An 11,693-nucleotide genomic window follows, 5' to 3' on the forward strand; every position below is an offset into this window, starting at 1 on the left:
GGACGTGAACCCGCGCCAACCGCCGGACGGCCGTTGGCCGTTGCCCACTTCTCCGGGCAACGTCGCACTACCAGGCCCCGGTTCAACGGGTAACCCGCTGAAAGACGGGACGGTTCGCCCCGGTTCGTCCGTCCGTTCACATTCCCGCGCTCTGGCGGGACTTGGCCAATTCATGAGCAAGACCTGTCATTTCGTTTGCCCGGTCGCCATGATTTCCGCCAACCCCGCAAGGCAGCCACCACCCCCACCCACCGGTGGTCTGCCCCTCGGCCGTACGGGGTCCCGCACGTCAGCGCCCGTCCCGCCCCTCAGGAGCCGACCCCGGCCCCCGGGACGCCGCGCGACCGCGCCCAACCGCGGTTTCCCGGAAGGACTCGTCCGTGAAGCGAAAGCTCGCAGCAGTCGCCGTACTCTCCGCCACCGCCCTGCTCACCGGCGTCGTCGGAGTGAGCAGCGCCGCCCAGGCCAGCCCGCTCGGTGCCCCGCAGCCGCAGGCCTCCGAGCAGCACGCCGCCGCGCTCGCGCTGGCCGGCGGGCAGTCGGGTCCGCTGGCCAAGGCCCTGAAGCTGGGCGGCCAGGAGCAGCTGGTGGCCAAGGACGCGGTGGTGGACCGCGACGGCACCAAGCACCTGCGCTTCGAGCGCACCTACGCCGGCCTGCCGGTGCTCGGCGGCGACCTGGTCGTCCACCAGAGCGCCGCGGGCACCGTGACCTCGGTCGACAAGGCCGTCGGCGCGCAGCTGAGCCTGCCGAGCCTCACCCCGCAGATCCCGGCCGACAAGGCCGCCGCCCAGGCCACCGGCGCCGTCCAGGCGACCGTGGGCATAGCCGCCGACAAGGACGAGTCGCCGATCAAGGCGGTGCACCAGACCGGCAAGGCCGAGCTGGTCATCTGGGCGAGCGACGGCAACCCGCGCCTGGCCTACCGGACGACGGTCGAGGGCGAGCGCGCGGACGGCACGCCGAGCAGCCAGCTGCTGGTCACCGACGCGGCGAGCGGCCAGGTGCTCTCCACCCACGAGCAGGTGCAGACCGCGGCCGGCACCGGCAACGGCGTCTTCGTCGGCACCGTCCCGCTGACCACCACCCAGACGAGCACCGGCTACTCGCTGAAGGACGCCTCCCGCGGCGGCCAGTCGACCGTCAACATGAAGAACCGCACCTCCGGTTCGGGCACCCTGTACGCGAAGACCACCAACACCTGGGGCAACGGCACCGTCTCCAGCGGCGAGTCCGCCGCGGTGGACGCCCAGTACGGCGCGGCGGCGACCTGGGACTTCTACAAGAACACCTTCGGCCGCAGCGGCATCAAGAACGACGGCGTCGGCGCGACCAGCCGGGTGCACTACGGCTCCGGCTACGTCAACGCGTTCTGGAGCGACAGCTGCTTCTGCATGTCGTACGGCGACGGCGCGAGCAACACCCACCCGCTCACCGAGATCGACGTGGCGGGCCACGAGATGAGCCACGGCGTCACCTCGGCCACCGCCGGCCTGAACTACTCGGGTGAGTCCGGCGGCCTCAACGAGGCCACCTCGGACATCCTCGGCACGATGGTCGAGTTCTACGCCAACCTGCCCAAGAACCCGCCGAACTACTGGATCGGCGAGCTGATCAACCTGAACGGCGACGGCAGCCCGCTGCGCTACATGGACAAGCCGAGCAAGGACGGCTCCTCGGCCGACTCCTGGTACTCGGGCGTCGGCAACCTGGACGTCCACTACTCCTCGGGCGTCGCCAACCACTTCTTCTACCTGCTGTCCGAGGGCAGCGGCGCGAAGACCATCAACGGGTTCAGCTACAACAGCCCGACCTCCAACGGCGCGTCGGTGACCGGCATCGGCCGGGACAAGGCCGCGCAGATCTGGTACCGCGCGCTGACCGTCTACTTCACCTCCACCACCAACTACGCGAGCGCCCGCACCGGCACCCTGAAGGCCGCGGCGGACCTGTACGGCGCGAGCAGCGCCGAGTACAACGCGGTCGCCGCCGCGTGGAGCGGCGTCAACGTCAACTGACGCACGCCGCACCGCGCCGCAGTCAGGACGCCCGGGGCCCCGCCATGGAGGGCCGGCCCCGGGCGTCCACCCAACTCCCCCGACCCGTCGAGACGACCGTCGAGACGACCGTCAAGGCGGCCCGTCAAGACGGCCCGGCTGGCGGAGTCCCGCCAGTGGGGACGAACCGCCCGCACCGGGCACGGGAACGCACCCGAACCACCCGTACCGGCACTGGCGGTTCCCGGCCAATCCCCGCACGCGGCCTGTCCTTCGCCGCCGCCGATTGTCATGCTTATGACCAAGCCCCCGTCGACGCACCGCCGCCCCACCCACCGGCGCAGCGTCAGCAGCCGCACGGGAGCCGCACGTCCGCGCCCTACCGCCCCAACGGCGCCAAGCCCGGCGCCCCGGTACGCGGCGCGCCCGCGCGCACTCGCGGGTCTCCTGGAAGGAACCCCCGTACGTGAAGCGAAAGCTGACGGCCGGAGCCGTACTCTCCGCCACCGCCCTGCTGGCCGGCGTCATCCAGATCGCCGCCGTCCCCGCCGCCCAGGCCGCCGCCCCGGGCCCCGAGCTGCAGCAGACCTCCCCGCTGAGCCTCGCCGCCGGGCAGAGCGCCCCGCTCGCCCAGGCGCTGGGGCTGCCCGGCCAGGAGCGGCTGGTCGCCAAGGACGCCGTGGTGGACCGCGACGGCACCAGGCACCTGCGGTACGAGCGCACCTACGAGGGCCTCCCGGTGCTCGGCGGCGACCTGGTCGTCCACCAGCGCACGGACGGCTCGGTGGCCTCCGTCGACCGGGCCTTCGACGGCCGGCTGGCGCTGCCGACCCTCACCCCCGGCCTGGCCGCGAACCAGGCCGGCGAGAAGGCCACCGCCGCCGTCCGGGCGACGGTCGGCCTGGCCGCCGACGAGGACGAGGCCGCGCTCGCCCGGGTCGACGGCGCCGACGCCGCCGAGCTGGTGGTCTGGGCGGCGGACGGCAACCCCCGCCTGGCCCACCGCACGGTGGTGCGCGGCGAGCGCGCGGACGGCACCCCGAGCCGCCAGCAGGTGGTCACCGACGCCACGAGCGGCGAACTGCTCTCCACCCACGAGGAGATCCAGACCGCGTCCGGCACCGGCAAGGGCGTCAACGTCGGCACCGTCCCGCTGACCACCACCCAGAGCGGCTCCACGTACTCGCTCAAGGACGCGAGCCGCGGCGGCCAGTCCACCACCGACCTGAAGGGCGCCACCTCGGGCAGCGGCTCGCTCTTCACCAGCACCAGCAACAGCTGGGGCAACGGCCTGGTCTCCAACCGCCAGTCCGCCGCCGTGGACGCCCAGTTCGGCGCGGCCGCCACCTGGGACTTCTACAAGAACACCTTCGGCCGCAACGGCATCAAGAACAACGGCGTCGGCGCGGCCAGCCGCGTCCACTACGGCTCCGCCTACGTCAACGCGTTCTGGGACGACTCCTGCTTCTGCATGACGTACGGCGACGGCGCCGGCAACACCCACCCGCTCACCGCCATCGACGTCTCCGGCCACGAGATGAGCCACGGCGTCACCTCCGCCACCGCCGGCCTGAACTACTCCGGCGAGTCCGGCGGCCTCAACGAGGCCACCTCGGACATCTTCGGCACCATGGTCGAGTGGTACGCCAACCTGCCGGCCAACCCGCCGAACTACCTGATCGGCGAGAAGATCAACATCTTCGGCAACGGCAAGCCGCTGCGCTACATGGACAAGCCCTCCCAGGACGGCAAGTCCGCGGACTCCTGGTACTCCGGCGTCGGCAACCTGGACGTCCACTACTCCTCGGGCGTCGCCAACCACTTCTTCTACCTGCTGTCCGAGGGCAGCGGCGCGAAGACCATCAACGGCTACACCTACAACAGCCCGACCTCCAACGGCGCGAAGGTGACCGGCATCGGCCGGGACAAGGCCGCGAAGGTCTGGTACCGCGCGCTGACCGTCTACTTCACCTCCACCACCAACTACAAGGCCGCCCGCACCGGCACCCTCAAGGCCGCGGCGGACCTGTACGGCGCCACCAGCGCCGAGTACAAGGCGGTCGCCGCGGCCTGGAGCGGGGTGAACGTCAACTAGCCGCCCCGGTCAGCCACCCCCGGAAAGACGGCAGGCTGCCGCGGCCCTTTGGGAGAGGAGGCCGCGGCAGCCTGTCGGACGTCCGCGCGGGGCGAGGGGTCAGGCGACGGCGGGCTCCAGCTCGCCGCGCTCCTCCTGGGCCAGGGTGCGCTCGACGTAGATGCCGCCGAACGGCACCACCGACAGGACGAACAGCAGCCGGCTGCGCTTGGCGTCCCACTTCTGCGCCAGCCGGGCCTGCTGCCAGAACACCACGTACAGGATGAAGAGGGTCCCGTGGACGGGGCCGAGCACCGGGACGGCGTTGAAGCTGGTGGTGTACTTCAACGCCGTGCAGATCAGCAGCAGGACGAAGGAGATCCCCTCGGGGGCGGAGACCAGGCGCAGGCGGTGGACGGCGCTGCTGTTCACGATGGATACCTCATTGCGGGGGTCGGTGATCACTTGTGAACCGACTCACAAGCTCCCGGTCATTATCTCCGAGCACACGTCCGGGCCCCGGGCCGGGGTGGGCGCACGTGCCCGATGTCACAGCCGCGCCCCAGAACGCGGCGGCGTGCGGCGCCGCACCGGCCGCACCCCCTATCCTGCTGCCCGCGCGCCCACCGATCCGGGCGCGCGAGGCATCGCACCACGGGGGAGTCACACGATGTTCAAGCGGGACTGGGACCGCAGGACCTGCGCCAAGCGCGGGCACATCACCTACAAGCCGACCGAGCCCGAGCTGGCCGCCCGGCTGCACGCGGCCACCGCGGTCGGCGACGCCTGGCGCTGCCTGCGCTGCGGCGACTTCGCCCTCGGCGCCCCGCACGGCTCGGGCCCGGCGCAGAACGCCCCGCTGGTGCCGCGCGGCAAGGCCCTGCGGGACCTCTTCATCCTGCGCTTCCTGGCCGTCGAACGGGTGCTGCGCGGCGTCGTCATCATCCTGATCGCGTGGGGCGTCTGGAAGTTCTCCAACAGCCAGGACGCGGTGCACCGGGTCTTCGACGAGAACCTGACGGTCTTCAAGCCGGTCACCGACCACTTCCACTGGGACCTCGAACACGCGCCGATCGTCGAGACGATCCGCAAGACCTTCGACTACAAGAAGAGCACCCTGCTGATCGTCGCCGGCGCCCTGGTGGCGTACGCGCTGATCGAGATCGTCGAGGCGGTCGGCCTCTGGCTGAACAAGCGCTGGGCCGAGTACCTGACGGTGGTCGCCACCGCCGCCTTCCTGCCGCTGGAGGGCTACGAGCTGCACGAGCACGTCAGCGCGGTGAAGATCTGCACCCTGCTGCTGAACATCGCGGCGGTGCTGTGGATCATGCTCTCCAAGCGCCTGTTCGGGCTGCGCGGCGGCGTGGTCGCCTTCGAGGCGGAGCGCCACTCGGCCTCGCTGCTGGAGGTCGAGGAGGCCGCCGGTGCCGTCCCGCACCCCGGTCACGGCCACGGGGCGCACGCGCGCACCTGACCGGCGCGAACGTACCGGACTCGTACCAGGAGGGTCGCAGTCCGACCCCGCCCCCTCCCCGTGCCGCGGCCGCGACGGCTAGATTGCGGCCGTGGCACAGTTCAGACTCCAGGGATCACGGGTGCTCGCGGTCGAGTTGGCCGGCGACGCCGTCAAGGCCCGGCACGGCTCGATGGTCGCCTACACCGGGCAGATGACCTTCAAGAAGCTGACCGGCGGCGGGGACGGCCTGCGCGGCATGGTCGCCAGACGGCTGACCGGCGAGAAGATGACCGTCATGGAGGTGAAGGGGCAGGGCACCTGCTACTTCGCCGACCAGGCCACCGAGATCAACCTGGTCCGGCTCGACGGCCGGGCGCTGTACGTCGAGGCGGACAACCTGCTCTGCACCGAGGCCTCGCTGCACACCGGCACCAGCTTCACCGGGCTGAACGGCATGTCCTCCGGCAACGGCCTGTTCACCACCAAGGTCGAGGGCCACGGCTGGGCCGCCGTCACCTCCAACGGGCCGGCCGTCGTCCTGCGGGTCGGCAAGGACATGCCGCTGCGGGTCGACCCGGGCGCGTACGTCGCGCACACCGGCGACCTGCACCGCAGCCTGAAGTCCGGCGCGGGCTGGACGACGGTGATCGGCGAGGGCGGCGGCGAGGCCGTCCAGATCGAGTTCACCGGCGAGGGCCTGGTGTACGTCCAGCCCTCGGAGAAGACCACCCTCGGGGGCGACGTCTGATGGCCTTCACCAGGATCAACGGCAAGATGGTCGAGGCCCTGGTGGCGCCCGGGCAGCAGCTGTTCAGCCAGCGCGGCGCGATGCTCGCGTACACCGGGGACGTCCGGTTCACCCCGAGCATCACCGGCGGGCAGGGCGGCGTGATGTCGATGATCGGCCGCCGGGTCGCCAACGAGGACACCCCGCTGATGACCGTCGAGGGCGAGGGCCGGGTGATGTTCGGCCACGGCGGCCACCACGTGCACGTCGTCGACCTCACCGGCGACACCCTGTTCGTCGAGTCGGACCGGCTGCTCGCCTTCGACGGCACGCTGCGCCAGTCCACCGTGTTCCTCGGCTCGCAGGGCGGGGTGATGGGCATGGTCCGCGGCCAGGTCTCCGGGCAGGGCCTGTTCACCACCCGGCTGGAGGGCCACGGCTCGGCCGCGGTGCTGGCGCACGGCGGCGTCCTCGAACTGCCGATCACGCCCGGGCAGCCGGTGCACGTCGACCCGCAGGCGTACGTGGGGCACCGCGGCGAGGTGCGCAACAAGCTGTCCACCGCGATCGGCTGGCGCGAGATGATCGGCCGGGGCTCGGGCGAGGCGTTCCAGCTGGAGCTGTCCGGCCAGGGCACGGTGTACGTCCAGGCGAGCGAGGAGAAGCTCTGATGTCCTACCCGCCGCAGCCGCCGTACGGGGCCCCGCAGCCGCCGTACGACCAGCCGACCGAGCCCGGCTTCGTCGTCCCGCCGCTGCCGCCCGCGGCGCCCGCCCCGCCCGGGTACGGGCCGCCGCAGGGGTGCCCGCCGCCGGAGCCCACCTACGTGGACCTGCAACCGGCCCACGCCCCCGCGCAGTTCGACGGGCCGGCGGTGCACGACGCGTACACCCTGCCGGTCAACGACAACGTCAACCCGTACGCCTTCTCGGTGGAGCTGAACGGGTCGTACTTCCTGCAGAAGGGCAAGATGATCGCCTACTACGGCGACATCACCTTCCGCGGCGTCGGCGCCGGCCTGGTCGACCGCGCGCTCGGGCAGCACTTCAACTCCCCGATGCACGCGGCGGACTGGGTGGTCGCCCAGGGCCGCGGCAAGCTGCTGCTGGCCGACCGGTCCTTCGACCTGAACTCCTACGACCTGGAGGACGGCAACCTGACCGTCCGCTCCGGCAACCTGCTGGCCTTCGACCCCACGCTGCGGCTCAAGCAGTCGATCATCCCGGGCTTCCTGACCCTGCTCGGCACCGGCCGCTTCGTCGCCGCCTCCAACGGGCCGGTGCACTTCGTCGAGCCGCCGATCCGGGTGGACCCGCAGGCCCTGGTCGGCTGGGCGGACTGCCCGGCGCCGTGCCACCACTACGACCACGCGTACCTGCACGGGGTGGTCGGCGGCCTGCGGCGGCTGACCGGCATCGGCGGGGCCTCCGGCGAGGAGCACCAGTTCGAGTTCATCGGCGCCGGGCAGGTGCTGCTGCAGTCCAGCGAGAAACTGCTGGCCGAGCGCTCGGTCGGCGTGGTCGGGGCCGAGGCGGGCGTCCCGATGGGCGGGGTGCCGACCCAGCCGGGGCACGACGCCGGCAACCCCCAGACCCCCGGGCTCGGTAACCTGGGCGACCTCGGTCGACGTTTCGGTCTGTAAACTTGTACAACATTTAACTAAATCGGCTATGCTAGGACCCATGGATACGCACACGATCGACACTGCGGACACCCCTCCGTCGCAGCCCGAGGAGGAGACTCCCTGGCTGACCGCCAGGGAGCAGCGGATGTGGCGCGCCCATCTGGAGGTCGCCAAGCTGCTGGAGTACCAGCTCAGCCGTGAACTCCAGCCCCACAACCTGGCCATCAACGACTACGAGATCCTCGTCGTCCTCTCCGAGGCCCCCGACCGCCGGATGCGGATGACCGACCTCGCGACCGCCACCCTGCAGTCGAAGAGCCGCCTCTCCCACCAGATCACCCGCATGGAGAGCGCCGGCCTGGTCCTGCGCCAGGAGTGCCCCGGCGACCGCCGCGGCCTCTACGCCCACCTCACCGAGCAGGGCTGGGAGACCATGCAGCGCGTCGCCCCCGACCACGTGCGCAGCGTCCGGGCCCACTTCATCGACCGCTTCACCCCGGAGCAGCTGGAAGCCATGTACGAGGCCCTGGCCCCGGTGGCCGACCACCTCCGCAACCTCCGCGGCCGCTCCTGACCCGCGGTCCCGCGCGGGAGGCCGGCCGGGCCGACTTCCCGCGCGGGTGGGGGAAGGTCAGCTCTCGGTGAGGCCGGCGACGAGTTCGTCGGCGGCGCGGTACGGGTCGAGGGCGCCCTCGGCGACGCGGTCGGCGAGGGCGGCGAGGTGGCGGTCGCCGCGCAGGTCGCCGATGCGGGAGCGCAGTTCGACGAGCGCGATCGCCTCGATCTCGGCGGCGGCCCGGCGGCGGCGGCGCGCGGCGAGTTCGCCGTGCTCCTCCAGCCAGGCGCGGTGCTTCTCCAGCGCCTCGACGACCTCGTCCACGCCCTCGCCGCGGGCCGCGACGGTCTTGACGATCGGCGGCCGCCAGTCGCCCGCCTCGCGGGCCTCGCCGAGGCCGAGCATGTGGTTGAGCTCGCGGGCGGTGGCGTCGGCGCCGTCCCGGTCCGCCTTGTTGACGACGAAGACGTCGCCGATCTCCAGGATGCCCGCCTTGGCGGCCTGGATCCCGTCGCCCATCCCCGGGGCGAGCAGCACCACGGCGGTGTCCGCCTGCCCGGCGATCTCGACCTCGGACTGGCCGACGCCCACGGTCTCGACCAGGATCACCTCGCAGCCGGCCGCGTCCAGCACCCGCAGCGCCTGCGGCGCCGCCCAGGACAGCCCGCCGAGGTGGCCGCGGGTGGCCATCGAGCGGATGAACACCTCGGGGTCGGTGGCGTGGTCCTGCATCCGGACCCGGTCGCCGAGCAGCGCGCCGCCGGAGAACGGCGAGGACGGGTCGACGGCCAGCACCCCGACGCGCTTGCCGAGCCGCCGGTAGGCGGAGACCAGGGCGGAGGTGGAGGTGGACTTGCCGACCCCGGGCGAGCCGGTCAGGCCCACCGTGTACGCCCGCCCGGTGTACGGCGCGAGCGCGGCCATCGCCTCCCGCAGCTGCGGCGCGGCGTTCTCGACCAGCGTGATCAGCCGGGCGACCGCCCGCGGCCGGCCCTCCCGGGCCTGCTCGACCAGCGTGGCGACATCGATCATCAGGATCTCCTTGCACAGATGCCGGCAGATGCCGAAGGGGCTGCGGACCACTTGTGGCGGTCCGCAGCCCCGAGGTCAGGTCGGAACGGGTCAGGCCTTCGGAACCCGCACGATCAGCGCGTCGCCCTGGCCGCCGCCGCCGCACAGCGCGGCCGCGCCGACGCCGCCGCCGCGGCGCTGCAGCTCCAGCGCCAGGTGCAGCACCACGCGGGCGCCGGACATGCCGATCGGGTGGCCGAGCGCGATCGCGCCGCCGTTGACGTTGACGATGTCCGAGGAGACGCCGAGGTCCTTGCTGGACTGGTGGGCGACGGCGGCGAAGGCCTCGTTGATCTCGATCAGGTCGAGGTCGGCGACCTCCAGGCCCTCCTTGGCCAGCGCGTGCTTGATCGCGTTGGACGGCTGCGACTGCAGCGAGTTGTCCGGGCCGGCGACGTTGCCGTGCGCGCCGATCTCGGCGAGCCAGGTGAGGCCCAGCTCCTCGGCCTTGGCCTTGCTCATCACGACCACGGCGGCGGCGCCGTCCGAGATCTGCGAGGAGGTGCCGGCGGTGATGGTGCCGTCCTTGGCGAAGGCGGGGCGCAGCTTGGCCAGGCCCTCGACGGTGGTGTCGGCGCGGATGCCCTCGTCCTGGCTGAAGAGGACGGGCTCGCCCTTGCGCTGCGGGATCGCGACGGGGGTGATCTCGGCGTCGAAGACGCCGTCCGCCTGGGCCTTGGCGGCGCGCTGGTGGGAGGCGGCGGCGATCTCGTCCTGGACCTCGCGGGAGATGCCGAGGCGGGTGTTGTGCTTCTCGGTGGACTCGCCCATCGGGATGTTCTCGTAGGCGTCGGTCAGGCCGTCGTGGGCCATCGCGTCGAGCATCGCGATCGAGCCGTACTTGAAGCCCTCGCGGGACTTGGGCAGCAGGTGCGGGGCGTTGGTCATGGACTCCTGGCCGCCGGCCACCACGATGTCGAACTCGCCGGCGCGGATCAGCTGGTCGGCCAGCGCGATGGCGTCGAGGCCGGAGAGGCAGACCTTGTTGATGGTCAGCGCCGGGACGTTCATCGGGATGCCGGCCTTGACGGCGGCCTGGCGGGCGGGGATCTGGCCGGCACCGGCCTGCAGCACCTGGCCCATGATCACGTACTGGACCTGCTCGCCGGTGACCCCGGCCCGCTCCAGCGCGGCCTTGATCGCGATGCCGCCGAGCTCGGCGCCGGAGAAGCCCTTGAGCGAGCCGAGCAGGCGGCCCATCGGGGTCCGCGCCCCGGCAACGATCACAGAGGTGGTGTTGGTCATGGGACGGGCCCCTTCGCACGTCGTGGCCAGGTTGAGGATGCGCTCAATGTACTGACCTGCTACCCGCCCGTCACCGGAGCAACGGTGTGATCGAGCGCACTGGCACCATCCAGTCAACACCGTGCCGGAACGGTCCGGGTGAACCGAGCGCGTGTGAGCAGGCTCGCACCCGCGGCACTGGCGCGGTCGGCGGGCATGCGATGCACTGGGTGCCACTTTGCTGCCTACGGCCCCGGAGGCCCGTCGTGCTGACCCGCATCGACCACATCGGCATCGCCTGCCGAGACCTCGACAAGACCGTCGAGTTCTACCGCGCCACCTACGGCTTCGAGGTGTTCCACACCGAGGTCAACGAGGAGCAGGGCGTCCGGGAGGCCATGCTCAAGATCAACGACACCGGGGACGGCGGCGCCTCGTACCTCCAGCTGCTGGAGCCGACCCGCCCGGACTCGGCGGTCGGCAAGTGGATGGAGAAGAACGGCGAGGGCGTGCACCACATCGCCTTCGGCACCGCCGACGTGGACGGCGACTCGGAGGACATCCGCGCCAAGGGCATCCGGGTGCTGTACGAGCAGCCGCGGATCGGCTCGATGGGTTCGCGGATCACCTTCCTGCACCCCAAGGACTGCGGCGGCGTGCTGACCGAGCTGGTCACCGCCGCGGAGCCGGGCGAGCACGGGGAGCACTGACCCCGCGACGGTGGTGCCGCCCGGGCCGGGCGGCACCACCGCGGCGCCCCTGCGGCACCCCGCACGGCTAGCGACCCGTCAGTAACCTCGCCGGAGAGCCGGAAAACCCCCACGCGGCCATTCCCCCGCACTGCCGTCCCACTACAATGCCCAGGTGCGCGCAGGCTCCGGGGGACGGAGACGACGGGCACGGCCGATGACAGGCCCGTCCGCCCTCCGGTGGTCGGCCCGTCGCAAGGGGAGTCCATTACGCG

11 protein-coding genes are annotated in these 11,693 nt (G+C 71.9%); 8 read left to right on the top strand and 3 right to left on the bottom strand.

Translation table 11 applies throughout. From position 1 onward, the window contains the following. The first annotated feature begins 380 nt into the window (after positions 1-380). Both AB2U05_RS11225 and AB2U05_RS11230 read left to right on the top strand, forming a co-directional pair. On the top strand, positions 381-2,018 hold the full coding sequence (locus AB2U05_RS11225; protein WP_369183136.1) for a M4 family metallopeptidase: 1,638 nt from the start codon (positions 381-383) through the stop codon (positions 2,016-2,018). A gap of 445 nt (positions 2,019-2,463) precedes the next feature. Further along, positions 2,464-4,092, top strand: a complete 1,629-nt coding sequence (locus AB2U05_RS11230; RefSeq protein ID WP_045694872.1) for a M4 family metallopeptidase — start codon at positions 2,464-2,466, stop codon at positions 4,090-4,092. A 99-nt stretch (positions 4,093-4,191) separates the two neighbouring features. Here the strand turns inward: AB2U05_RS11230 and AB2U05_RS11235 are convergent, their stop codons facing one another. Next, on the bottom strand, positions 4,192-4,503 hold the full coding sequence (locus AB2U05_RS11235; RefSeq protein ID WP_369183137.1) for a DUF3817 domain-containing protein: 312 nt from the start codon (positions 4,501-4,503) through the stop codon (positions 4,192-4,194). Between the two features lie 238 nt (positions 4,504-4,741). Here AB2U05_RS11235 and AB2U05_RS11240 point away from each other — a divergent pair, with 238 nt between their 5' ends. From AB2U05_RS11240 to AB2U05_RS11260, 5 genes are all read left to right on the top strand, one after another. Further along, positions 4,742-5,545: a DUF2127 domain-containing protein gene (locus AB2U05_RS11240; RefSeq protein ID WP_045694869.1), complete on the top strand. Its 804-nt coding sequence runs from the start codon at positions 4,742-4,744 to the stop codon at positions 5,543-5,545. 91 nt (positions 5,546-5,636) lie between these two features. Further along, a complete protein-coding gene (locus tag AB2U05_RS11245; protein WP_045694867.1) occupies positions 5,637-6,275 on the top strand; it encodes an AIM24 family protein in 639 nt (212 codons plus the stop codon). Beyond that, the gene (locus tag AB2U05_RS11250; RefSeq protein WP_045694865.1) at positions 6,275-6,925 is read left to right on the top strand and encodes an AIM24 family protein; all 651 of its coding nucleotides are present in this window, start codon (positions 6,275-6,277) and stop codon (positions 6,923-6,925) included. The genes AB2U05_RS11245 and AB2U05_RS11250 overlap by 1 nt, the downstream gene beginning before the upstream one ends. Beyond that, a complete protein-coding gene (locus AB2U05_RS11255; RefSeq protein ID WP_369183138.1) occupies positions 6,925-7,896 on the top strand; it encodes an AIM24 family protein in 972 nt (323 codons plus the stop codon). Before AB2U05_RS11250 ends, AB2U05_RS11255 begins: the two co-directional genes overlap by 1 nt. 40 nt (positions 7,897-7,936) lie before the next feature. Then, positions 7,937-8,452, top strand: coding sequence for a MarR family winged helix-turn-helix transcriptional regulator (locus AB2U05_RS11260; protein ID WP_078859785.1), 516 nt, complete (start codon positions 7,937-7,939; stop codon positions 8,450-8,452). Between the two features lie 57 nt (positions 8,453-8,509). Here the strand turns inward: AB2U05_RS11260 and meaB are convergent, their stop codons facing one another. Both meaB and AB2U05_RS11270 read right to left on the bottom strand, forming a co-directional pair. Continuing rightward, entirely contained in the window at positions 8,510-9,466 is a 957-nt protein-coding gene (meaB, locus tag AB2U05_RS11265) for a methylmalonyl Co-A mutase-associated GTPase MeaB (protein ID WP_045694941.1), read from the bottom strand. A gap of 90 nt (positions 9,467-9,556) precedes the next feature. Beyond that, on the bottom strand, positions 9,557-10,750 hold the full coding sequence (locus AB2U05_RS11270) for an acetyl-CoA C-acetyltransferase (RefSeq protein ID WP_052706845.1): 1,194 nt from the start codon (positions 10,748-10,750) through the stop codon (positions 9,557-9,559). 245 nt (positions 10,751-10,995) lie between these two features. On the opposite strand from AB2U05_RS11270, the gene mce reads away from it, so the two are divergent. Then, entirely contained in the window at positions 10,996-11,439 is a 444-nt protein-coding gene (gene mce, locus AB2U05_RS11275; RefSeq protein WP_045694860.1) for a methylmalonyl-CoA epimerase, read from the top strand. Positions 11,440-11,693: the final 254 nt, after the last annotated feature.

Source organism: Streptomyces sp. Y1 (genome assembly GCF_041053115.1).
GTDB classification, from domain to species: domain Bacteria; phylum Actinomycetota; class Actinomycetes; order Streptomycetales; family Streptomycetaceae; genus Kitasatospora; species Kitasatospora rubellomurina.